20 protein-coding genes and 1 tRNA gene are annotated in these 22,058 nt (G+C 50.9%); 13 read left to right on the top strand and 8 right to left on the bottom strand.

All coding sequences use genetic code 11. The features are described 5' to 3' along the window. Nucleotides 1-13: 13 nt before the first annotated feature. From ACQY6Y_RS02685 to ACQY6Y_RS02670, 4 genes are all read right to left on the bottom strand, one after another. Nucleotides 14-1,531: a YjjI family glycine radical enzyme gene (locus tag ACQY6Y_RS02685; protein WP_428378770.1), complete on the bottom strand. Its 1,518-nt coding sequence runs from the start codon at nt 1,529-1,531 to the stop codon at nt 14-16. A gap of 11 nt (nt 1,532-1,542) precedes the next feature. Next, nucleotides 1,543-2,268 carry a Crp/Fnr family transcriptional regulator gene (locus ACQY6Y_RS02680; RefSeq protein WP_428378769.1) on the bottom strand — a complete coding sequence of 242 codons (726 nt, stop codon included), beginning with the start codon at nt 2,266-2,268 and terminating at the stop codon, nt 1,543-1,545. A gap of 287 nt (nt 2,269-2,555) precedes the next feature. Beyond that, nucleotides 2,556-3,485 (bottom strand): pseudouridine-5'-phosphate glycosidase, encoded by a 930-nt coding sequence (locus ACQY6Y_RS02675; protein ID WP_428378768.1) that lies wholly within the window; start codon nt 3,483-3,485, stop codon nt 2,556-2,558. A gap of 89 nt (nt 3,486-3,574) precedes the next feature. Continuing rightward, the gene (locus tag ACQY6Y_RS02670) at nt 3,575-4,669 is read right to left on the bottom strand and encodes a PfkB family carbohydrate kinase (protein WP_428378767.1); all 1,095 of its coding nucleotides are present in this window, start codon (nt 4,667-4,669) and stop codon (nt 3,575-3,577) included. Nucleotides 4,670-5,072: 403 nt separating this feature from the next. On the opposite strand from ACQY6Y_RS02670, the gene ACQY6Y_RS02665 reads away from it, so the two are divergent. The 8 genes from ACQY6Y_RS02665 (at nt 5,073) to ACQY6Y_RS02630 (ending at nt 13,973) form a co-directional block, all read left to right on the top strand. Next, nucleotides 5,073-6,269: a phosphopentomutase gene (locus tag ACQY6Y_RS02665; RefSeq protein WP_428378766.1), complete on the top strand. Its 1,197-nt coding sequence runs from the start codon at nt 5,073-5,075 to the stop codon at nt 6,267-6,269. 3 nt (nt 6,270-6,272) lie between these two features. Next, entirely contained in the window at nt 6,273-6,992 is a 720-nt protein-coding gene (gene deoD, locus ACQY6Y_RS02660) for a purine-nucleoside phosphorylase (protein ID WP_428378765.1), read from the top strand. A 118-nt stretch (nt 6,993-7,110) separates the two neighbouring features. Beyond that, nucleotides 7,111-8,172, top strand: coding sequence for a BMP family lipoprotein (locus tag ACQY6Y_RS02655; protein WP_428378764.1), 1,062 nt, complete (start codon nt 7,111-7,113; stop codon nt 8,170-8,172). 145 nt (nt 8,173-8,317) lie between these two features. After that, complete coding sequence (locus ACQY6Y_RS02650; protein WP_428378763.1) at nt 8,318-9,847, top strand: ABC transporter ATP-binding protein; 1,530 nt, start codon at nt 8,318-8,320, stop codon at nt 9,845-9,847. Continuing rightward, nucleotides 9,844-11,181 (top strand): ABC transporter permease, encoded by a 1,338-nt coding sequence (locus ACQY6Y_RS02645; RefSeq protein WP_428378762.1) that lies wholly within the window; start codon nt 9,844-9,846, stop codon nt 11,179-11,181. Before ACQY6Y_RS02650 ends, ACQY6Y_RS02645 begins: the two co-directional genes overlap by 4 nt. After that, on the top strand, nt 11,171-12,088 hold the full coding sequence (locus ACQY6Y_RS02640; protein WP_428378761.1) for an ABC transporter permease: 918 nt from the start codon (nt 11,171-11,173) through the stop codon (nt 12,086-12,088). Before ACQY6Y_RS02645 ends, ACQY6Y_RS02640 begins: the two co-directional genes overlap by 11 nt. A gap of 16 nt (nt 12,089-12,104) precedes the next feature. Beyond that, complete coding sequence (locus ACQY6Y_RS02635) at nt 12,105-12,545, top strand: cytidine deaminase (RefSeq protein WP_428378760.1); 441 nt, start codon at nt 12,105-12,107, stop codon at nt 12,543-12,545. A 102-nt stretch (nt 12,546-12,647) separates the two neighbouring features. Beyond that, a complete protein-coding gene (locus tag ACQY6Y_RS02630; RefSeq protein WP_428378758.1) occupies nt 12,648-13,973 on the top strand; it encodes a pyrimidine-nucleoside phosphorylase in 1,326 nt (441 codons plus the stop codon). Nucleotides 13,974-13,995: 22 nt separating this feature from the next. Here ACQY6Y_RS02630 and ACQY6Y_RS02625 read toward each other — a convergent pair whose 3' ends face one another. Beyond that, nucleotides 13,996-14,913, bottom strand: coding sequence for an HAD family hydrolase (locus ACQY6Y_RS02625; RefSeq protein ID WP_428378757.1), 918 nt, complete (start codon nt 14,911-14,913; stop codon nt 13,996-13,998). Nucleotides 14,914-14,925: 12 nt separating this feature from the next. Further along, nucleotides 14,926-16,479, bottom strand: coding sequence for a Mur ligase family protein (locus ACQY6Y_RS02620; protein WP_428378755.1), 1,554 nt, complete (start codon nt 16,477-16,479; stop codon nt 14,926-14,928). A 138-nt stretch (nt 16,480-16,617) separates the two neighbouring features. On the opposite strand from ACQY6Y_RS02620, the gene ACQY6Y_RS02615 reads away from it, so the two are divergent. The 5 genes from ACQY6Y_RS02615 (at nt 16,618) to nagB (ending at nt 19,863) form a co-directional block, all read left to right on the top strand. Then, nucleotides 16,618-16,693: transfer RNA gene (locus tag ACQY6Y_RS02615), tRNA-Val, on the top strand. An 82-nt stretch (nt 16,694-16,775) separates the two neighbouring features. Beyond that, nucleotides 16,776-17,690, top strand: coding sequence for a glutamate racemase (gene murI, locus ACQY6Y_RS02610; RefSeq protein ID WP_428378754.1), 915 nt, complete (start codon nt 16,776-16,778; stop codon nt 17,688-17,690). Nucleotides 17,691-17,716: 26 nt separating this feature from the next. After that, nucleotides 17,717-18,454, top strand: a complete 738-nt coding sequence (gene rph / locus ACQY6Y_RS02605) for a ribonuclease PH (protein ID WP_428378753.1) — start codon at nt 17,717-17,719, stop codon at nt 18,452-18,454. A gap of 17 nt (nt 18,455-18,471) precedes the next feature. Next, complete coding sequence (gene rdgB / locus ACQY6Y_RS02600; RefSeq protein WP_428378752.1) at nt 18,472-19,110, top strand: RdgB/HAM1 family non-canonical purine NTP pyrophosphatase; 639 nt, start codon at nt 18,472-18,474, stop codon at nt 19,108-19,110. 27 nt (nt 19,111-19,137) lie between these two features. After that, entirely contained in the window at nt 19,138-19,863 is a 726-nt protein-coding gene (nagB, locus tag ACQY6Y_RS02595; RefSeq protein WP_428378751.1) for a glucosamine-6-phosphate deaminase, read from the top strand. A 58-nt stretch (nt 19,864-19,921) separates the two neighbouring features. On the opposite strand, the gene ACQY6Y_RS02590 is transcribed toward nagB, so the two are convergent. Then, nucleotides 19,922-20,668 (bottom strand): SDR family oxidoreductase, encoded by a 747-nt coding sequence (locus ACQY6Y_RS02590; protein ID WP_428378750.1) that lies wholly within the window; start codon nt 20,666-20,668, stop codon nt 19,922-19,924. Nucleotides 20,669-20,742: 74 nt separating this feature from the next. After that, entirely contained in the window at nt 20,743-21,834 is a 1,092-nt protein-coding gene (locus ACQY6Y_RS02585) for a M24 family metallopeptidase (RefSeq protein WP_428378749.1), read from the bottom strand. Nucleotides 21,835-22,058: the final 224 nt, after the last annotated feature.

Raw genomic sequence — 22,058 nt, 5'->3', positions numbered from 1 at the left:
GTAGCCATAAGACTTACAAGCGAACCTTACGGTCGGCAAGGTCGTTGGCGCGCCAGTTGCCCTCACCGTCGTGAGAGGTGTCGGCAAGAACTGCCTCGCCGCGAGCGTACTTCTCCATCTCGGAACGCTTGACCAAGAAGCCAGTGATGCGAACGAGGTCGGAATCGGAGGAGTAGAAGGAGAGGTATTTGTCATCGATAGCAAAGGCGCCCTTGATGACGTCGAGAATAGCCTCGGGGTTCTTCTCAGCGGTGGGTTCAACGGGGAAGATGTCAGAAACGCCTGCGTTGAAGTACTTGTGCATGCTTGCGCACTGACGGATGTGATCGTAGAAGACCTCAGGCTCGTCGCCAACCTTGATACGAACGCCCGGTGTGATGCCCACCTGATCGGCAAAGCCGGCCTGTGCATGCAGGGTGAAGCGGCCGCCAGCAACTTCTGAGTAAACAGCATCAAACTCGTTGACCTGGTCATAGATCTTCTGGCAAATCTGCTGGGCGAGCTCATTGCCCTCAGGATCGGTGCCATAGGCACGATCATCACCGAAGTGCAGCAGCTCCTTGATGCACTCGCTCATACCAGCTACGCCGAACATAGCGGTAAAGCGGTCGCGGCTCAGCAGGCCTTCCTTCACCAAGAATGAAGAGTCGAAGAAGTGAGACTGCTCAACCTCAAAACGAATGCGGTCATTCATGTAGTTGCAGAGCTCAGCGGTGGCAGAGGGGAGGATGTTGTTCATAAAGTCGTCTACGCTCGAGGACATGCGAGCAAGGCCAGGGAGCAGGAGACGATCGAGGCTGTAGGCACCGCCGCCAAGTGGCAAAACGTTGTAGCAGCTTACGACGGTGTAGTCGCCGGGATAGGTGTTTACGTGCATGGGATGGTTTGCGAAGGCGGGGTTAGCGCACTTCATGGCAGCCTCAATGCAGAGAATCATGAAGTCATCAGGTGTGATGTTGGGGTCATACTTCATGGTGAGGTTGGGGCATGCGTTCTGTGTGTCAATCATGGCCTGAAGCAGCAGGCGTCCGGCGCGGGTATCCTCAGGGCCAATGTTGGCGTGGCAGTAGCCAGAAGCTACGGTACGATCAATGTAGTTCAGGAAACGGTGGAGGCGAGGAAGCACCTCGTCGTCGTCCATGTCGGTAATAAACGGATCGATGATCTTATCGAGCTGGCCACAGTAGACAGGACGGCTGGTGACAGAAGGTACGTTGTCATATAGCATGGCAAGGCCCCAAAGCAGGTCGTCAAGTGTCTCAGGCTTGTCGAGACGAAGGAATTCAGAACCCTGCTCGGCAAACAGGCCATAGTTGGGGCAGATGTAGCGAGGACGATAAGGAGCCTTGCCCTCGGTCATGTCATCGAGGCCGCGAGCGGCGAAGAATTTATCGAACTCTTTGGTTGTCTTAATGGGATTGCAGTTGTTCTCAGCAGCTTGGGCAAGATGAAGCAGCTTCTGCTTATAGGTGAGATTGCTTGCCGTAATAATGTCTAAGTACTCTTTTTCAGTGCTTTTATCGACGCTCATAGCTCCTCCTTCTATTTGCCCTGCGACAGGCCCGTTTCGAACTCGTGCTGTATTTCGCTATCCAGGCGCGCACGTGCCTCCTGGTCGATAACGATTTTGTGCCCCTCACGATGGAGCATATGTCGCTGCTCTAACTCGTCCAAAGAACGCGACACGGTCTTAGTGCTTACATTAGCTTTCTCAGCCAGCTCGCTGCGAGATGCCTTAATAACTACATCACCTGTTTTGCTCTGCTGCCGACAATACTGGCACAGCACAAACATGAGACGCTTAACTCCGGTCCATCCCATAAGGTCGCGCTCAGTTCCCGATTGACGCAAAAGGCTTTTCACAACCGAGCGAGAACGAGCAAGAAGTCCCTCGGGATCGGACTTGAGCCAAGCAAGATAATCATCACGACGTGCAGAGATGAACTCGCAGTCGGTTAATGCAATGAGCGAGCCGTGGAAAAGCGGGCTTTCCGAAAGAACTTCCATCTCCCCAAAGACAGCCGGAGCCTCAAACTCGTCAATTGCAAAAGTGGAGCCGGAAACTCCGTGTGTCGTCGTGCGAACACGACCAGAACAAAGCAGATAAACACGAGTGCATCTGTCGAGCATGTGCACAAGAATTTCCCCGCGGTTGAGACGAACAAGATGGGCGCGTGAAAGAACACCAGCAGGAATGCGGCTCACCCAAGGCAGCACAGCATCACGCACTTGCGGATCCAATGCTGAGATGTAGGTAAGTACGTCCATGCTGTCCTCCAGCATATTGCTTGCACCACGCTTGTATGCGAAAGGTCTACACCGTTTTGGGCAAATCTCATGCCATAACACGTGATTTGCCCACATTTTAAGGAGATGAAAGTGGACTTTCGAGGACATATGTCCTGAAAAAATAATAAAAATTCAACTTTGTGATGAAAGGCAATATTTTATCGGCGAATGGTATGCCAACAAGTTTGATAAGAGCAGCTTAAAGAAAAACCGGCCGCACCAGGGGGCGCAGCCGGTGAAACGAGCAACTATAAAGAGGCGATCATTTACTGCTCAATGGCACGAAGTGCGACAGCAGTCTTTGCGCCAAGGGCAACATTGTTAAAGACGAGCTGGATGTTTGAATCGAGAGAATCGCCACCAGTCAGCTCAGAGACCTTAGCAAGCAAGAATGGCGTGGTTTCCTTGCCGTGGATGCCCTGCTCTTCGGCTTCAGCAATAGCCTGATCGATAGCAGCATCGATGGTGGCTTTGTCCATCGAATACTCTTCAGGAATAGGATTGCCAACGAGTACGCCGCCCTTGAGACCCATCTCACGCTTGGTGTGGAAGATCTGAGCAAGCTCTTCGGGGGTGTCGACGCGATAGTCTACCGAGAAGCCCGAGTGACGCGTATAGAAGGCAGGGAGCTCTTCGGTCTGATAACCAAGAACAGGTACGCCGCGCGTCTCGAGGAACTCAAGGGTGAGACCAAGATCGAGAATGGATTTTGCGCCAGCGCAAATGACCATTACAGGAGTATTAGCAAGCTCTTCGAGGTCAGCAGAGATGTCCATGGTGGTTTCGGCGCCGCGATGAACGCCGCCTATGCCACCGGTAGCGAAGACTTCAATGCCTGCCATATGAGCAATGATCATCGTTGTGGTAACAGTGGTGGCTCCGTCCATGCCGCGGGAGCACAAAACTGCCAGATCGCGACGAGAAGCCTTGGTTACGTCATGACCCTTCTTGCCGAGATAGTCGATCTCTTCAGGCGAGAGGCCAACGCGCAAACGTCCACCAATAACAGCAATGGTGGCAGGAATTGCGCCATTATCGCGGATAATCTGCTCAACCTTAAGAGCGGTCTCCTTATTCTGCGGATAGGGCATGCCGTGAGAAATAATGGTGGATTCAAGTGCGACGACTGGCTTACCTTCGTCAAGTGCCTGCTGAACCTCGGGAGAGATGTCGAGGAACTTGTTGAGATTCTGCATTGGTACTCCTTCCGTCAGGCCGTTACTCGGCCATGTTTACTCACATACTATGCTGCAGTCTTTACTAAAAAAGACTGTTGCTGACAACATTAATCCTGATGCGCATGGGCAATGCGCTCACGCACCTTATCTGCGGTTATCTCAGTATTGATCGTAGCGGCAGATTCCACAGCAAGAGAAGAGGTGGCAAGTCCGGCAAGACCCTGTGCCCTCAGACCTTCTCCTTCGAGGGCAGACCATGCGATGGCTGCCATCATGGAATCCCCGGCACCGGTTGCATTGACAACGTTGCTTGGCATGATGGGAAGCAGTATTTGCTGCTCATGATCGGCGCAGAGAAGACCGCGGGTATCGAGGGAGATAAATACTTGCTGAAGCCCGGTATCGAGCAATTTGTTTGCAGCAAGCCTGAGAGACTCTTCGTCATGAATGGCAATACCGGAGAGCACTTCAGCTTCGAGTCTATTGGGCTTAAGCGTGTGAAAACGCCCTAGAGCGCCGCGTAGTTTAGGTGCTTTGGCGGTGGAAACCGGATCGCAGTACAAAGGTGTTGTAACGTGCTCAGCGAGCCAACGAAGTGTTTCGGCAGGGATATTAGTGTCTACAACACAAATGGCGGCACGTTCGATGAGATCGAGCTTTCGCTCAAGCAGCTGAGGAACAAGTTTGTCATAAATGCCCATATCGGAGATAGCGAGTTCCATATCACCAGTTTCATCCATGATGAACAAATAGGTACTCGTGGCCTCTCCGGGAATGGTAATGGAATCAGTGACATCGATTCCTACTGCTCGGCAGCTCTCTTGAAGCTCGCGTGCATGACCGTCATCTCCGAAGGCTGAGATGAAATGAACATCGCAGCCAAGCAGTGCCATGTTGTGAGCTATATTGCGTCCAGCACCGCCAGGGGAAAGGCGTACTGTTCCGGGGTTGGAGTCATGCGCCACCAAAGGCCGCTGTGGTTTTCCAGCAATGTCCATATTGGCGCCACCGATAACAACCGCATATGGCTTTTCTGAGAGCACGTACTGGCGCCCAAGAATTGCACCTTTACGCATGAGATTAGAGATGTGAACAGCAACGGAAGAGCGAGAGATTTGCGCGCGGTCTGCAATCTCTTTTTGGGTAATGGAAGGATTTTCGCGAATCCATTCGAGGATTTGGCGCTCGCGCTCCGTGACCATTTTTACCTCCGTTGCGAAAAGTAGTCATTTGTTTGTAGCAAACATTTATTAAGAAAAGTAAATGTTTGTCTATGTCTTGCGCTGATTTTACGAAATTGAATTAGGTCTGTAAAGCACAATTTCGAATTTCTTAAAACTGAAATAAATACCAGGAAATAAGCTATGCCAACAGGTGTTCAGCAAAAAAGAGAAAAATGCAATTCGGAGGTTTCAAATAAAGTATCCGTTCACGGAATAAGAGGTGCCATTCGGAGAACTGGATTACTTTCTCTTGTGGTAATGAACCGATTGGACGTTTAGAGTGCCCGAAATATTCCCTCCAGAGAGCTAAACAATTCTTTAGAATAGACAAGTGATAGTTCGAAGGATCGGATGGCCGCGAAATAAAGAAGAGGTGAGATGAATGGGGAACCCCAAGCGAGTTTTTCTCATCGTCCTTGATAGCTTTGGTATAGGCGCGGAACCGGATGCTGCAGATTATGGTGACGAGGGAAGCAATACACTTTGCGCTTGTGCCACAAGCGGCAAGCTTGTTATTCCTCATATGACAGAGCTTGGCTTGCTCAATATCGACGGCGCACTTGAGAGTCCCTATGATGTGGATCTCACTCCTGCCAAGGACCCCAAGGGGGCATATGCACGTCTGCAGGAAGCTTCAAAGGGTAAAGATACAACCGTCGGCCATTGGGAGATGGCGGGTGTAATTTCGCCACGCAAGTTCCCAACGTATCCAGATGGTTTCCCCGCAGAGGTTATTGAGGCATTTGAGCGCGAGACAGATCGTGGCGTGCTCTGCAATAAGCCTTATTCCGGTACTGATGTGATTTGCGACTATGGCGAAGAACATATGAAGACGGGCGACCTGATTGTATATACCTCAGCAGATAGCGTATTCCAGATTGCTGCTCATGAGGATATTGTCCCAGTTGAACAGCTTTATGAATACTGCAAGATTGCTCGTTCCATTCTAACGGGTGAACATGGTGTAGCACGCGTTATCGCCCGCCCATTTGTGGGTGAGCCTGGTAATTTTACGCGTACTTCTCGTCGACACGATTTCTCGTTGGAACCCACGGGCACAACGATGCTCGATGTTCTTTTGGACGTGGGCTATGACGTTTTGTCCGTAGGCAAGATCTACGATATTTTTGCCCATCGCGGCATTACTGACTTTGTGTTTACGTCCGGAAACGCCGAAGGCATTGATCGCACTATTGAGCGGCTTGATCGTGATTTTAATGGCCTGTGCTTCACCAATCTCGTAGATTTTGACATGGTGTATGGCCATCGTAATGATCCTGATGGATATGCAACGGCGCTTTCATACTTTGACTCAAAGCTTCCGGAGATTTGCGCTGGATTGCGAGAGAATGACCTGCTCATGATTACCGCCGACCATGGTTGTGACCCGGTAACGCCTTCAACAGATCATTCTCGTGAATATGTGCCGTGGCTCATATATGGTCAGCACGTACGTCCGGGAGTGAATTTGGGCACCCGCCCAACATTTGCTGATGTAGCCGAAACAATTTTGGACTATCTTGGTGCGCCAGCACTTGGGGTTGGTACGTCTCATGTACGTGAAATAGTGGAGGAGTAATTTATGGCAACTACACCCACTCCGCACAATGCGGCCACAGAGGGACAGATTGCAAAAACGGTACTTATGCCAGGCGATCCTCTGCGCGCTCAATTTATTGCTGAGAATTACCTTGAGGATGCCGAGTGCTTCAATACGGTGCGCAATATGTTTGGCTACACCGGCACCTATCATGGTGAGCGCGTTTCAGTAATGGGCTCCGGTATGGGCATTCCTTCAATCGCAATTTATTCGTATGAGCTTTATAACTTCTACGATGTGGATGCGATTATTCGTATTGGTACGGCTGGTGGTCTGGCAGAAGATGTAGAGCTGCGCGATGTAGTTATCGGTATGGGTGCTTGCACCGATTCTAACTATGCCGCTCAGTTTGAGCTACCAGGCACTATTGCACCTATCGCAAGCTGGGATTTATTGCGTCGTGCGACGCAGGCTGCTGAAAAGATTAACGTGCCTTATAAGGTCGGAAATATTCTATCATCAGATGTGTTTTATGCTGATCCTGAGGTCTCACGCAAATGGGCAAACATGGGCGTATTGGCCGTGGAAATGGAGTCTGCTGCACTGTATCTGAATGCTATGAAGGCTCACAAGCAAGCACTCTGCCTGCTTACCATTTCTGACCTTCCCCTTGTGGGTGAGTCACTACCAGCTGGAGAGCGTCAAACATCGTTCACCCAGATGATGGAAGTTGCTCTCGAGCTTGCAACAATAAGTGAATAATAATAGAAGTTGTTTATGGTGCGAGCTTTTGGCTCGTGTGGAGAGGACGGGACGACCTGTCTTCAAGGAGGGTGGCCGCGCACGACGCGGATGCCGGAAAGAGTAAGGAGTGTGCGTTATGGGATATCTCAAGAACGTGTCACGTCGCGGGTTCGTGAAGGGCGCTGGCGTTGCTGCTGCCGCCGCAACGATGGCTGGTCTTGCGGGCTGCAGTGGCGGAGACTCGGGTTCCGCTTCTGGTGATAGCGTCAAAATTGAGATGGTTACCGATACCGGCGGCGTAAACGACCAGTCCTTCAACCAGCTTGCTTGGGCAGGCCTTCAGCAGCTTGGCGAGGAGAACGGCTGGGAGGTTGGCTATCTTGAGTCCACTCAGGAAGCAGACTATGCCCCCAACCTTGATCGTTGCGTAGACGATGGCTGCGCTCTTATCTGGGGCGTTGGATTTGCAATGGCAGACGCTATCGCTACCTGCGCTCAGACCAACCCTGATATTAAGTTCGCCATTATCGACAATGCGAATCCCTCTGATGCAGAAAACATCGTAGGCGTTCAGTTCCGTGCTCAGGAGCCTTCGTTTATCGTTGGTTATATCGGTGCTTCGTTCTCTAAGACAGGCAATGTTGGCTATGTTGGCGGCATTTCCTCTGACGTTATCGACCAGTTCGAGTATGGCTACAAGGCCGGTGTTGCCTATGCCAACTCCGTAAACGGCACGAACGTCCAGGTTCAGGCCCAGTATGCCGAGTCCTTCTCCGACTCTGCCCGTGGCAAGGCTATCGCTCAGTCCATGTTCTCCAATGGCTGCGACGTTGTCTTCCATGCAGCAGGTGGCACCGGCACTGGCGTTATTGAGGCTGCTGCCGAGGCTGGTAAATATGCTATTGGCGTTGATATGGACCAGAATCACCTCGCGCCCGAGAATGTCATTACCTCTGCACTTAAGCGCGTCAACGTAGCTGTTGTTGATGTTTCTAACCAGATTATTAACGGCGAGCTTGCAGATCCTAACGTCACACTTGGCCTTACTGAGGACTGCGTTGGCATTCCTGAGGATCACGCTCTGTATGGTGATGAAATTTACAACGCCGCGATGGAGATCGAAGAGCAGATTAAGAATGGCGACATCGTTCCGCCGGCAAATGAGGAAGAGTACAACACGTACGTAGCCTCCCTGTAAGCTTTACGGCTGTAGTGCCGCTGCGACGGTCCCGTCACGCTCGCTGCGGTTAACAATTTAAAGTTGGGCATTGAGCTCGGGCGTCGGGGGACACCTTATATAGGGGTCCCCCGATTGCTAAAGACTAGTGAGAGGGAGGTGGCACATGGAAGTAAGCTCTGAATATGCAGTTCAGATGCACGGGATTACCAAGACATTTGGATCTTTCAAAGCTCTTGATAAGGTCCAGCTCGATGTAAAGAAGCAAACAATCCATGCCATCTTGGGGGAGAACGGAGCGGGTAAAAGTACGCTCATGAACGTCCTTTATGGCCTTTATCAGGCCGATGAGGGCGAAATCTACCTCAATGGTGAGAAGGTGAATATCTCAAATCCAACCGAGGCAATTAAACATGGCATCGGTATGGTCCACCAGCACTTTATGCTTGTTGAGAATTTCACCGTAACCGAGAACATTGTTCTTGGCGATGAGGTTTGTGGTGCAGCGGGAATCTTGGATCCCAAACGTGCACGCGAAGAAGTGACCAAAATCGTCGAGGAATATGGTCTCGAAGTTGATCCCGATGCCAAGATTGAAGATATTTCAGTAGGCATGCAGCAGCGCGTAGAAATCCTCAAAGTTCTCTACCGCGGAGCTGAAACACTTATTCTCGATGAGCCTACGGCAGTGCTTACACCGCAGGAGATCGAGAAGCTTATCGAGATCATGCATGACCTTGTACGTAAGGGTAAGACGATCATTATCATTACGCACAAGCTCAAGGAGATTATGTCATCGGCTGATGTGTGCACCATTATTCGTCGTGGCGTATATATGGGTACGGTAAATGTCTCTGAGACCAACGAAGAGGAGCTTGCCTCCAAGATGGTTGGTCGTCATGTTGAGTTTGTTGTTGAAAAAGCACCAGCTCATCCGGGCAAGCTCGTACTTTCAATTGATGATCTGCATGTAAAAGATGACCGAGGCATTGAGAAGGTCCGCGGTCTTTCTCTGCAAGTTCATGCAGGCGAAATTGTAGGCATTGCCGGTATTGACGGTAATGGTCAGGATGAACTTGCAAATGCGCTTGATGGCCTTACTAAGGTAGAGTCAGGCACAATTTCTATCAACGGCACTGAGATTCAGAACACTTCAATTAAAAATGTTCTGAATCACTCAGTAGCTACCATTCCTGCTGACCGTCAGCGTTGGGGTATGGTCTTACCCTTTACCGTGGCTGAGAACATGGTGCTCGATACGCACGATGAAGAGCGTTTTGGTAAAGGCATTAAGCTCGATTACGACGCCATGCGTGCATTTACGCGTGAGCTTATTAAGGAATACGACATCCGTCCCGATGATTGCGAAGATCATGAAGCGGGTGGACTCTCCGGCGGTAACCAGCAGAAGGCCATTATTGCTCGTGAAGTTTCTCGTGAGCCGGATCTTCTGGTGGCTATCCAACCAACACGCGGCCTGGACGTTGGCGCTATCGAATTCGTACATAAGGCGCTTGTGCGCGAGCGTGACCGCGGTGCAGCAATTCTGCTCATTTCACTTGAGCTTGACGAGGTCATGAGCGTGTCGGACAGAATTGAAGTTATCTATGACGGAGCTATTGCAGGCTCGTTTAAACAAGGCGAGGTTGATGAGCAGCAAATCGGTCTCCTTATGGCTGGAGGTGGTAGCAAATGACGGTCTTTACTAAGATTCTCAAGAAGCCTATTACCTCTGCCATCGTCGCTATTATCATCGGCTTCTTTGTTGCAGCCATTGTGTTGGGCGTGGCGGGCTTTAACCCCATTGAGGCTTTCGCGGCGCTTTTCCAAGGCGCACTCGGTCGTCCGAATTACATTTCCAATGTCATTATTAAGGCAACCCCTCTTTTGCTGTGTGGCATTGGTATTTCATTTGCCTATAAAGCGGGTCTTTTCAACATTGGTGCTGAGGGTCAGTACATTGTGGGCACCGTATTTGCCATGATGGTGGGCTCCCAACTCAACTTTCCTGCTCCTTTGCAGATTCCTCTTGTAATCTTGGCAGGCGCTCTTGGCGGCGTCTTGCTTGGCTCTTTTGTTGGTTGGCTTAAAGCGCGCTTTGGCATCCACGAAGTAATTACCAGCATCATGTGCAACTGGATTGCTTTGTATTTTTGCAACTTTATCGTTTCAACCGATACGTTCCATCGCGCGAACTCCACGGGCTCAATCATGGTAAATGAGTCGAGCTATACCATGGTGTTGCCGCAATGGAAGCTTTCCGATGAGGGCCTGAGCACGCTTTCTCAGATTCCTTGGTTGCGTGACTTCCTGGTAAGAACAGATGTCAACTTTGGCATTGTCATTGCCGTGATTGCTGCTTTTGTTGTTGCTTGGTTGCTTACGCGTACAAAAGTTGGTTATGAGATTCGTGCCGTCGGCCTCAACCGTGATGCAGCTCAGTTTGCCGGCATTAGTGTGAGCAAAAACATTGTGCTCTGCATGGCTATCTCTGGTGGCCTGTGCGGTCTTGCTGGTGCCCTTTCAATTACTGGTACGCAGCCTCATGCCATTTCGACACTTGCGGCCTTTGAGAACAATGGTTTTAACGGCCTTTCAGTTGCTTTTATTGCGGGCTGCTCTCCTATTGGGTGTATTCCTGCATCACTTTTGTTTGCTGGCCTCATCTCTGGCGGACAAACTGTCCAGCAGACCTTGGGCGCTCCTTCTGAGGTCATTGACATTATGATCGGCACCATCGTGTTCTTCATGGCGTTGGGTGGAATCGTTCCAGCTATTGCCGATCGCATTGAACATAGGCGCACACTCACTATTGGCGAAGCCCAGATGGCAGAAGCAACAGATGCTGTAGCCGTAGATGAAGAAGACGCAACTTCATCTCAATCAGGATCTGCAGACACCTCCGCTGACAAGACAAACGCAGACGCGGATGCTGCTGCGAAGGCGTCGCGAGTAAGTCCTCCTGGAGAAGAAGATGCTACAGACGCTCAGGATGATGTAAGCAGAAAGGAGGCAGACAATGATCGGTAGTCTTGTAATGCTTATCAGCATCACACTCATGTATTCAACGCCGTTCGTATTTGGCGGAATGGCTGGCGTTATTTCAGAACGCTCGGGTGTTACCAACATTGGTATTGAAGGCATGATGACCATCGGCGCCTTTGCTGGTGTCGCAGGCAGCTTCCTTTCTGGCAACCCTTGGGTAGGCCTGCTTACCGCTGGTGTTGCAGGAGGATTAGTGGCTACGCTTCATGCAATTGCTTCTGTTCTCCTTGTCGGTGATCAGACTGTTTCCGGTGTGGCTATCAACCTGTTTGCTCCTGGCTTCGCTCTGTTCGGATGTCGTATGCTTTTTGATGGTGCGGCCATGTCTCCGATTGTTCCCAAGCTTCCGAAACTTATCAGCTCCGGTTCTCTTCCAGGGGCATTGGGAAATCTTGATATCGACGTAACAGTGCTGCTCGGTCTTATCTGCTGCGTAGTATTGTGGTTCGTGCTGTATAAGACAAAATGGGGCCTGCGTATTCGTTCCGTGGGCGAGCATCCAGCAGCGGCTGATACCTTGGGTATTAATGTGTCGGCAACACGCTTTATCTGCGTTGTTATTTCAGGTGTGCTTGCAGGCTTCGGTGGTGCGTCCATGACGCTGGCAATTATTTCCCAGTTCACGCAAACCGCCATTGCTGGCCAGGGCTTCATTGCACTTGCTGCAGTAATCTTTGGCAAGTGGACACCGCATGGAACCTATGGCGCATGCATGCTGTTTGGTTTCACACAAGCGCTTGTCATTATGCTTGGCGGTGGCGTATTCCCCATTCCATCGCAGATTCTGGCTATGCTGCCATACGTCATGACCATCGCAGTTCTCGTCTTCTTTGTTGGTGGTTCTGTTGCACCTAAGGCCGATGGTGTGCCGTACATAAAAGGCAGTAGGTAGGAACGGGTGACGACGTATGGACGATAAGGAACTGGTACAGCTTGCAATAGCGGCTCGAGAGCATGCGTATGTTCCGTATTCGCACTTTGCTGTTGGAGCTGCTCTGCTTACAGGCGATGGCACGGTTTATCAGGGCTGCAATATTGAAAATGCTGCCTATACGCCGAGCAATTGTGCCGAGCGAACAGCCTTCTTCAAAGCAGTATTTGATGGCGTGAGGGATTTTCGTGCTATTGCTGTGGTAGGCGGTCCAGAAGGCAAGCCCATTTCTGAATGGTGCGCCCCTTGTGGCGTGTGTCGCCAGGTTATGCGCGAGTTTTGTGATCCAGATTCGTTCCGTATCATCTTGGCTCGCAGCGAAGATGAGATGAAGCCTTATCTGCTCCGAGACCTGTTGCCAATGGGATTTGGGCCTGAGGATCTGGACAAGCCTGCTCCGGCACAAGCTGCCCATTAAACAACGTTAGATGTGCGTTTAACCGAACCCGGCACGGCCGAAGCGGTTGTGTCGGGTTTTCTTTAAAAGCTTAGATGAGCAAAAGAATGAAGGCGTATACCTATGAGAATGTACGACGTTATCGAGAAAAAGCGCGATGGCGGTGAGCTCACCAACGAAGAGATTGATTTCTTCGTTAACGGCTATGTTTCAGGCGATGTGACTGACTATCAAGCCGCTGCGCTTTGTATGGCCATCTTTTATAAGGGCATGAATGCACGTGAGACAGCACGCCTTACGATGGATATGGCACATTCCGGAGACATGATGGACCTCTCCGGTATTAAAGGCATTAAGGTAGATAAGCATTCAACCGGTGGTGTAGGAGACAAAACAACCCTTGTCTTGGCGCCCATCGTTGCTTCTCTTGGTGTGCCGGTTGCCAAAATGAGTGGACGTGGTTTAGGCCACACGGGCGGTACGCTCGATAAACTCGAGTCTATCCCTGGTCTTTCGATCGATATTGATCTCAATCGCTTCTTTGAGATTGTTAACACCGTAGGCTGTGCTGTTGTTGGTCAAACAGGCAATCTTGTTCCTGCTGATAAGAAGCTCTATGCCTTGCGTGACGTTACGGCAACAGTCGATTCCATTCCCTTAATTGCCTCGAGCATCATGAGTAAAAAGATTGCCGCCGGGGCAGATAAGATCCTGCTTGATGTGAAGTGTGGCAGCGGTGCGTTTATGAAGACGCCAGAAGATGCCATTCGCTTGGCGCAGGCCATGGTTGAAATCGGCGAAGAGGTTGGACGTACAACCGTTGCACTTATCACTGACATGGGCCGTCCGCTTGGAAATGCTATCGGCAATGCGCTTGAAGTCATGGAGGCGTGTGACACACTCAAGGGCGTAGCACCTGAAGATCTCACAGAGACGTGCATAGAGCTTGCCGCTAACATGCTCTTCCTTGCGGGAAAAGCCTCGCTCGAAGAATGTCGCGACTTGGCGCGTGGCCAAATTGACAATGGTGAAGCGTTTGTCAAGCTGCATGAGATGGTTGAGGCCCAGGGTGGCGACTCTCGTGCGCTCGATGATTACTCATTGTTTGCTCAGCCAAAGGTCTCCCGAGAGGTGCGCGCAACCGAATCGGGCTGGGTATTTACTATGGATACCGAGCGGACTGGCATTGCTTCTGTAGCACTCGGTGCTGGCAGAGCAACGAAAGAAGATGCTATTGACCCTGCTGCAGGGATTATGCTTGCAGCAAAAACTGGCGCATACCTGAAAAAGGGCGATCTTATGGCCACGCTTTATGCGGCGGATGAAGCTCGCCTTGATGAGGGTGAGCGTATTCTTCGCGAAGCCTATGAGCTCCGTGAAGAAGAGCCAGCGCCCATTCCGCACTTCTTTGCTCGCGTCTCACGCGATGGCGTAGATCGTCTCGCTTAAAAAGGTTCTTGCTCGCCGTTTGCTATTCGTGAGCGGCGAGCAAGGTGCGCATTGCGTCGCACCATCCATCAGTTGATGGAAGATTTGAAACCCAAATATTGTTGTGTATGGCAAGCTCTTTTTCAGCAAGAGGATGATCGAGGCCGTTTCTCATGAAAAGGAAGCTGCCAACATAGTCTGCCATTTCGCAGTCGGCGGGAGAGTCACCGCAAGCAATCATTTCATCGGGGCTGATGTTGCGCAGTTCCGCATAGCGGCGAATGCCCGTTCCTTTAGTGAGTCCCTTCGGCATAATGTGATACGTATGTATACCCTGAGGGTGTTTCATATCCACATTTTCAAGAGTGGTTGAGCCATTGATACGCCTGACATAGCCGTTGTCTGCCATATAAAGTGGCAGGCCACTGTGATCAAGGAATACTTGTACATCGGCAGGATCGGCATCTCCGCGCATGGCTACGGTAACTTCACGGTATTCAAAGCCAATATAGTTGTCGTGGTAGCACTCCATGTGACCACGCCAGTGTTCGAGGATTTCGTCAATAACGCCGGTCTCGCAGATAAGATCGTGCGGCGTTTTCCATGAATCCGGGTTGTAGGGCATATCGCCGGTGTAGTAAGTCCACTCCGGCTGACTGCCAGATTTTGTGCAAATAAGGCCGCCCATTTCAGCGATCCAAGAATGAAGACCCAAGATACGGGCGTCTTCAAAAATCATCGAGCGATTACGCCCGGAGCAAGGAACAACTTCAATACCAGCCCGTTCGAGTTCCACAAGCACTTCGATAAGCTCTGTTGAGGGACGTCCTGATGAGTCGACGGTGGCTTTTGCACCTGTAAGCATCGTTCCATCGAGGTCGGTAATGACGTAAGAGATTTTGGCGAGTCGCTCTGCCATTTCTCCTTGGGGCTTGCCGGTGGGGAACGAGCAGTACTCCATGGGGGCTCCTTGCTACGCGGTCTCTTCGGTTTCTTGGGCAAACTCACGCATGGCGCGGGCAAAAACATCACCATCAGGCACCATGGGGACAAATTCTTCCCCTACATGTTGATCGGTTTCGTCGCCTTTTGCCAGAAGGCAGACAAGCCAATCATCCTGCGATTCCTGCGCCAATTGTGTTACATAGCGAATGGCTTCAGTACGGTCGCAAATGACCCGAAAATCCTGCCCTTCCGGTGTATTGGCTGCCATTTCGGCACAGATATCCTCAACGCGCTCTCTGCCGGGATCTTCTTCGGTGTAGACGAGAAGGTCGGCCCATTTTGCGGCTTCTTCGGGAAGCTCATGACGACGTTCTTGTGCTTTTCCTCCAGGTGCTCCCAGAACAACCGATATTTTTCTGTTGGGAAATTCCTTGGTTACAGACTCAAAGAAGCGCTGATAGGAAAGCTTATTGTGGGCATAATCCACCAGACCAATGACGTGGCGCGTGGATGCAGGGGAGATCTCCATTCTGCCTGGGACCCGTGCAAGCGCCAGGCCATCGCAGATGGCATCTAAAGATTCGCCAATAAGATCGGCGAAGGCAATGGCGATAAGCGCATTTTCAACATTGAAAAGGCCTGCCATACCAAGGGTGATGCGCTCCGTCCAGCGAGGTGTGTGGGCGACAAAAGAAATGCTTCCAAAAGAAGGAGTTATATCAGAGGCCCAATAATCAGCAGCAACGCCAGCAGAAATAGGGCCATGAGCACTTACGGTAACAACCTTCTCACACTGACGGGCAGCAGAAAGAACGCGACCTAAATAATCTGTTCCAAGGTTTATGACAGCAATGCGAGAAAGCGAGAAAATCTTGAGCTTGCTTTCAAGATAATCCTCAAAGTTGGGGTGCTCTGTTGGAGAAATATGATCACGCCCAATATTGAGCCATCCGCCAATAGCCAGATGAAGGCCGAGTACGCGGTCGTATTTCAATCCGTGGCTCGAAACCTCCATAACCACAGGGTTATGACCGGACTTTACAGCATTGGCAAGGTGACGCCAAAGGTCGGGTGCTTCAGGCGTGGTGTTATGGCTCTCTTCATGCTCAATGCCGTCATACGTTTCGATGGAGCCCATGATGGCTGCGCGTGAATAGGGGTCGTTGCCTTCCAGAATCGAGCGCACCATGTATGCAACAGTCGACTTACCCTTTGTGCCTGTTACGCCAAGAACATCAAGGTGAAGATCGGGGTGTCCCCAGGCGTCTGCAGAAACAAGCGCCATAGCTCGACGAACATCGTTTACGACAAGCGCAGGCATGTCGGGGAGAATGTCGTGCAACTCTTGAGCATGAGCTTCATCACAGAGATAAGCGACTGCTCCTGCCTTTTGAGCGGCAACTAAAAAGCTGGAACGAAACGCAACGCCCTTACAAATAAAGAGGTTGCCAGGGCGAACAACGCGAGAATCGCAGGCAGCGCCTGCTATGGTGGTGGCCAGCATTTCGTTTGCAGGAGCTTTGACAAGAAGATTCTCTTCTTCAAGCGTGCTTACGAGCTGGGCTAAAGTAATGGTATTCATAGGATTAAGTATAGGCGACCAGATAGCACTTATGCCTCAAAGTGTTTTGACGGGTCCGGTAATCAAAGGTTATACAAATGATAAAAAGATGGGGTTTGAGGTTTGGTGGCAGTCTGTGTTAGACTACCAATTCGTATTGGGCGATTGGCGCAGTGGCTAGCGCAGGTGCTTTACACGCACAAGGTCGGGGGTTCGAATCCCTCATCGCCCACCAGGGAATTTCAAAGCCCGGCCGGTTCTGCCGGTCGGGCTTTTTTGCCGCGAAACATCGCGGTGGGCTGCGAGGAGGGAACGTCATGTCAAGCAGCAAGCCCATCGGCGTGTTTGATTCGGGCCTTGGTGGCCTTACGGTGGCGCGTGCTATTTCTGCAGAATTGCCCTTAGAACCCATCTTTTATGTAGGAGACACAAAGCGTTGTCCCTATGGTCCTCGTAAACAAGAAGAAGTGTGTCAGTTTGCCTTTGAGGTGGGCACCTGGCTTGCGGCGCGCGATGTGAAGCTGCTCGTAATTGCGTGTAACACGGCAACGGCTGCGGCTCTTCCCATGTTGCAAAAAACACTTCCAATGCCTGTTATAGGCGTTATTGCCCCTGGTGCCCGAGCGGCTGTACAGGCTACACGTTCAAGGCGTGTAGGCGTATTGGCCACGGAAGGTACGGTTGCATCGGGCTCATATGAACGTGCTATTCATGCTATGGATGCTGGTGTTACGGTTGTGCAGCAGGCTACCCCGCGTTTTGTGCAAATAGTTGAACATGAGCTTGCTTCAGGAAACCATTTGCATGAAGACTGGATGCGCAATAAAGAAATCTTTGATACCGAGGCTATACGCGAAGTTGTTGCAGAAGATGTTGCAAGTCTGCGCAATCACAAGATAGATACGGTTGTTTTAGGCTGCACCCATTTCCCCTTGTTAGCCCCAGAGATTCGCGCGGCCCTTGGGGATGGTGTGCGTGTAGTAAGTTCTGCAGAAGAGACTGCCTCTGAAGTGCGACAAATTCTTGAGCGCAGAGATGAACTTGCAGCATCGGACAAGAGTAGCAGAGGTGCTGCTGGCGAGCCGATGTATCGATTTGCTACAACCTCGGATGATATTACGGCGTTTGCTGTTGCGGGGCGTTTTATTTTTGGACATGCGCTTGATTCTATTGAGCATATAGATCTTGCCACGCTGAGTGAGCTGGCGCCTAAAATAACTGATCTCGCTTAACTGTGCACCAAAGAAAGGAGGCTCGCATGGCTGATAGCTGTGCGCGAGAGCGTCGAGATGGGCGTGCAGAAAATGAAATGCGGCCGGTTACGCTTACACGCAATGTCATGAAAAATGCGTTGGGTTCCTGCCTGGCTGAATTTGGTGATACCCGTGTATTGTGCGCCGCAACGATCGAAGAAGATGTTCCTCGGTGGCGCAAAGGTGCTCATGCGGGATGGGTGACGGCGGAATATGCTATGCTTCCCGCTTCTACCTCACGGAGGACAAAGCGCGAAACGCCTGCGAGGAAAGGTCGCTCAATGGAGATTGAGCGTCTTATTGGTCGAAGCTTGCGAACCGTAGTAAACCTCCGGACACTTGGTGAGATTACAGTTACGGTTGATTGCGATGTCATACAAGCAGACGGTGGCACACGCACTGCCTCAATTACCGGTGCTTGGGTTGCACTGCACGACGCGCTCCTTGCCTGGGTGCAAGCTGGCCGTATTGCTCGTCTGCCTTTAACAGGCCAGGTAGCAGCTATTTCTATGGGCATGGTGGACGGTCGACTCTTGCTTGACCTCGATTATCCAGAAGATTCGCAGGCTGAAGTAGACATGAATCTTGTGGGCACTGATGATGGGCGCATCGTTGAAATTCAAGGTACGGGAGAGCGTACGCCTTTTGATAGAGAGCGTCTCAATGCGCTTCTCGATATGGGGCAGGATGCAATCGCGCGCCTTGTCGCTTTACAGAACGAAGTTACGGGCTTTCGGGCTTAATGGGACGGAGTGAGACTATGGCACATATCGATAAGGCGGAACTTGACCCGCAGAAAACTGTGGTTGTAGCTACTGGCAATGCTCATAAGGTCACAGAAATTGAGGCTATTCTTGCTCCGGTTCTTTCGGATGTGAGATTTGTTGCCTTGGGAGAGCTGGGAGATTTTCCTGATCCTGTGGAAGATGGCGACACTTTTGTGGCAAATGCGCTGATTAAGGCACGTGCCGCCCTCGAAGAGACGGGTCTTGCGGCGGTTGCTGACGACTCTGGTCTTGTGGTTGATGCTTTGGATGGTGAGCCGGGCATTATGAGTGCTCGTTGGGCGGGTGTTCATGGAGATGACGCGCGCAATAATGAAAAGCTTATGCGCCTTATGGCAGAAGTGCCTGAGGAGAAGCGCACTGCTCGTTTCCATTCCAGCGTGGTGCTGGTATGGCCAGATGGCAGCTATCTAACAGGTGAAGGTAACTGTGAGGGGCGTATTGGCTTTGAGCCTAAGGGAACTCATGGTTTTGGCTATGATCCCTTGTTCTTACCCGATGACACGCCGGGTCGTACCATGGCCGAGCTCACCCCTGAGGAGAAAAACGCTATCTCTCACCGATTCCATGCGCTGCAAGAGCTTTCCAAGCGCATTGTGGAGACGCGTGGTTAATTAGTTCCCTAGGTGAAAGGACATGCCGTGAAGGTTATCCATGCTAAGGATTACAACGATATGAGCCGTAAGGCTGCTAACATCATCTCGGCTCAGGTGATTCTTAAGCCTAACTCTGTTCTTGGCCTTGCAACAGGAACCACTCCTATTGGTGCCTACCATCAGTTGATTGACTGGTTCAAGAAGGGCGACATTGACTTTTCACAGGTGAGCACCTATAACCTCGATGAATATCGCGGCCTCTCTCATGACGATCCTCAGAGCTATCATCATTTCATGCGTGAGAACTTCTTTGATCACATCAACATTAATGTTGCTAATACCCATGTTCCTGACGGATCAAATCCCAATGCAGAGGAAGCATGCTCAGAATACGATAAGATCGTGGCTGCTGCGGGCTACCCCGATCTGCAACTTCTCGGTATCGGCAATAACGGTCACATTGGTTTTAATGAGCCGGACGACCATTTTTCCAAAGGCACGCATTGCGTCAATTTAACTGAGTCAACCATTCAGGCTAATAGCCGTTTGTTTGACCGTATTGAGGATGTGCCACGACAGGCTTACACCATGGGCGTTCAGACCATTATGTATGCGCGTATGATTCTTGTTATTGCCAGTGGTGCAGCCAAAGCTCAGGCCGTGCATGACATGTGTGCTGGTCCTGTTACGCCAAGCTGTCCTGCTTCCATTTTGCAGCTGCATACCAACTGTGTAGTGGTAGCAGATGAGGAAGCCCTCGCACTTCTGTAAACGTAAAATGCCCACCGATTTCTCGGTGGGCATTCCTTTTTTATAAGAACAGTTCTTATTAGAACGGCTCTTTTGTTGAGCGATGTAGGCGAATTTCGTCTATCACACCGTCGGTACGATGGGTGACAAAGAACTCAAGTGCATCAGCAATATCATCGGGCACAATCATGGGTACGCCTGCGAGATCGGGACGTGCCTCGGCAATCATGTCGGTAAGAACGCCGCCGGGCGAAATAACATGCACGCGAATGCCCTCTTCGTAAACCTCACGGGCAAGCGATTGACTCATGCCAAGCAGTGCATGCTTACTTGCTGCATAGGCAGATTGCTGAGCATATCCAACGTGGGCAACCGTCGAGCAGATATTGATAATTTCGGCGGCTTTGGACTTGCGCAGCAGGGGCAAAAACTCGCGACACAAAAGATACGGTGCACGGATATTGGTGCTAAGGATGGCGTCAAGCTCCTCCGTTGTTGTTTCTTCGAGCGTTTTGCTCACCAATACGCCTGCGTTGTTAACCAGAATATCGAGATGTCCGAAATCCTTCTCAACAGTTTTTACCAGGTCGGTAATAGCATCTGCGTCCGTAATATCGCACGCCATAATATGAGCTTTACCGGGGGTAACATCGTCTGTTGCAGAAAGTTGAGCGATGCTGTTGGCAGTTTGCTCTAATTTTGCAGCGGTTCTGCCAACCAAAATGACATCAGCTCCAAGCTGAGCCAAACGCAATGCAAGGGCCTGACCAATGCCACTTCCAGAACCGGTGACAAGGGCGAGTTCTCCTGCAATACTGTTTTTCATACTGCCTCCGCTCTTTTCGATCTACCCAGCCTGTTCCTTATACCCGGAGCGATAGAAACTACACCATGAAATTGCTACCGTACGATGGTGAGTTCTTTTGGATAAGAGTTGATAATCTCGCAGCCATCGTCTGTAACAATAACAAGATCCTCAATGCGTACACCGATGGATCCTTCAAGATAAATGCCTGGTTCAATGGAGAAAATCTGGCCCGGCTGTACCGGCTCATTGTGTGAAGCTGACACGTCGCCCGGTTCGTGTTCCTTGAGTCCAATTTGATGGCCAAGACGATGAGTAAAGTTAGGGCCCCAGCCAGCGTCTTCGATGACGGAACGTGCGGCATGATCTATTTCGGCAAACGTGATACCAGGGGCAATGATGCGTTCAGCAGCTTCGTTGGCTGCACGAACTGTTTCGTAGACGCGGCGGGAGAGCTCGTCAGGTTCTTTTCCTTCTTTGCCGGCAAACCAGAAAGTTCGAGTCATGTCTGAGCAATAGGCATCGAGTTTGCATCCCACATCAAACAAAGCCATTTCTCCAGCAACCAGTTGCGTATCATCCGGCTCATGATGCGGATCTGCGGCATTTGCGCCGAAACTCACAATAGGGGAGAACGAAAAACCATCTGCACCAAGACGACGATATTCTCCAAGAAGGCCTTCGGCAATTTCTCTTTCCGTTACGCCTTCATGGAGCTGAGAAGCAAGCCAATCCATGGCTTGATCATTGATCTGAGACGCGCGTCGCATAGCGTCACATTCGTCGGCATCTTTGATAGAACGTGCTGCATCTACTGCAGGAGATCCCAAGCGGTAGCTCTGGGCTGCACCCGAATCCATAAGCGGCAAGAGCCAACCGGCATTGAGTGTTCTATCAATGCCGAGAGGAGCGGTGTGGTCGCATGCCTCCGCAACAAGAGCTATGGGGTTGTCGGTGTCTGTGAAGGTAATGACCTTGTCACAAGCGCTGGAGGCATCCGGAAAGAGACGGTTGCAGAACATGATGGGTTCAGAATTTTGGGAAAGGTAGAGGCCGAAAAACCGCTCATATGGCTCGGTGTAGTATCCCGTAAGCCAAAAGATGGCAAGCGGATCGTTTATAAGCATTTGTGACAAGCCGAGCTTGTCGAGATTGTCTAAAACATGCGTAACCCGTGCTTGATGCATGGTTCCTCCTTGTGGCCTTTCATCTTCCGTTTGAGGAGATATGGCTCAGTGTAGATTCTTTTCAGTTGGGAGTGTACAACGGGATGGACGGTGTTCGTGATATTGGCGTGGGGAATCTCAAAATCCGTTGAGACGTGGCAAACAACTTTGTAAGATGCTTGTTTGGCTAACTATGACCTTTCCATCGGCGTATAGGTGACTTTGCCGGTGGTATTTGGAGGGTA

Origin of the sequence: Olsenella sp. Marseille-QA0557 (genome assembly GCF_965119725.1) — a bacterium.
Taxonomy (GTDB): Bacteria; Actinomycetota; Coriobacteriia; order Coriobacteriales; family Atopobiaceae; genus Coprovicinus; species Coprovicinus avistercoris.
The sequence above is the reverse complement of the archived record's forward strand: the minus strand, read 5'-3'. Positions and strand labels throughout refer to the sequence as shown.

Coding starts and splice junctions, on each gene's coding strand:
- ACQY6Y_RS02620 (WP_428378755.1), bottom strand. CDS start 16,479: ATGAATACCATTACTTTAGCCCAGCTCGTAAGCACGCTTGAAGAAGAG.
- ACQY6Y_RS02630 (WP_428378758.1), top strand. CDS start 12,648: ATGAGAATGTACGACGTTATCGAGAAAAAGCGCGATGGCGGTGAGCTC.
- ACQY6Y_RS02670 (WP_428378767.1), bottom strand. CDS start 4,669: ATGGTCACGGAGCGCGAGCGCCAAATCCTCGAATGGATTCGCGAAAAT.
- ACQY6Y_RS02650 (WP_428378763.1), top strand. CDS start 8,318: ATGGAAGTAAGCTCTGAATATGCAGTTCAGATGCACGGGATTACCAAG.
- ACQY6Y_RS02675 (WP_428378768.1), bottom strand. CDS start 3,485: ATGCAGAATCTCAACAAGTTCCTCGACATCTCTCCCGAGGTTCAGCAG.
- ACQY6Y_RS02635 (WP_428378760.1), top strand. CDS start 12,105: ATGGACGATAAGGAACTGGTACAGCTTGCAATAGCGGCTCGAGAGCAT.
- ACQY6Y_RS02585 (WP_428378749.1), bottom strand. CDS start 21,834: ATGCATCAAGCACGGGTTACGCATGTTTTAGACAATCTCGACAAGCTC.
- ACQY6Y_RS02625 (WP_428378757.1), bottom strand. CDS start 14,913: ATGGAGTACTGCTCGTTCCCCACCGGCAAGCCCCAAGGAGAAATGGCA.
- ACQY6Y_RS02590 (WP_428378750.1), bottom strand. CDS start 20,668: ATGAAAAACAGTATTGCAGGAGAACTCGCCCTTGTCACCGGTTCTGGA.
- ACQY6Y_RS02640 (WP_428378761.1), top strand. CDS start 11,171: ATGATCGGTAGTCTTGTAATGCTTATCAGCATCACACTCATGTATTCA.
- murI (WP_428378754.1), top strand. CDS start 16,776: ATGTCAAGCAGCAAGCCCATCGGCGTGTTTGATTCGGGCCTTGGTGGC.
- ACQY6Y_RS02685 (WP_428378770.1), bottom strand. CDS start 1,531: ATGAGCGTCGATAAAAGCACTGAAAAAGAGTACTTAGACATTATTACG.
- ACQY6Y_RS02655 (WP_428378764.1), top strand. CDS start 7,111: ATGGGATATCTCAAGAACGTGTCACGTCGCGGGTTCGTGAAGGGCGCT.
- ACQY6Y_RS02680 (WP_428378769.1), bottom strand. CDS start 2,268: ATGGACGTACTTACCTACATCTCAGCATTGGATCCGCAAGTGCGTGAT.
- rph (WP_428378753.1), top strand. CDS start 17,717: ATGGCTGATAGCTGTGCGCGAGAGCGTCGAGATGGGCGTGCAGAAAAT.
- rdgB (WP_428378752.1), top strand. CDS start 18,472: ATGGCACATATCGATAAGGCGGAACTTGACCCGCAGAAAACTGTGGTT.
- ACQY6Y_RS02665 (WP_428378766.1), top strand. CDS start 5,073: ATGGGGAACCCCAAGCGAGTTTTTCTCATCGTCCTTGATAGCTTTGGT.
- deoD (WP_428378765.1), top strand. CDS start 6,273: ATGGCAACTACACCCACTCCGCACAATGCGGCCACAGAGGGACAGATT.
- ACQY6Y_RS02645 (WP_428378762.1), top strand. CDS start 9,844: ATGACGGTCTTTACTAAGATTCTCAAGAAGCCTATTACCTCTGCCATC.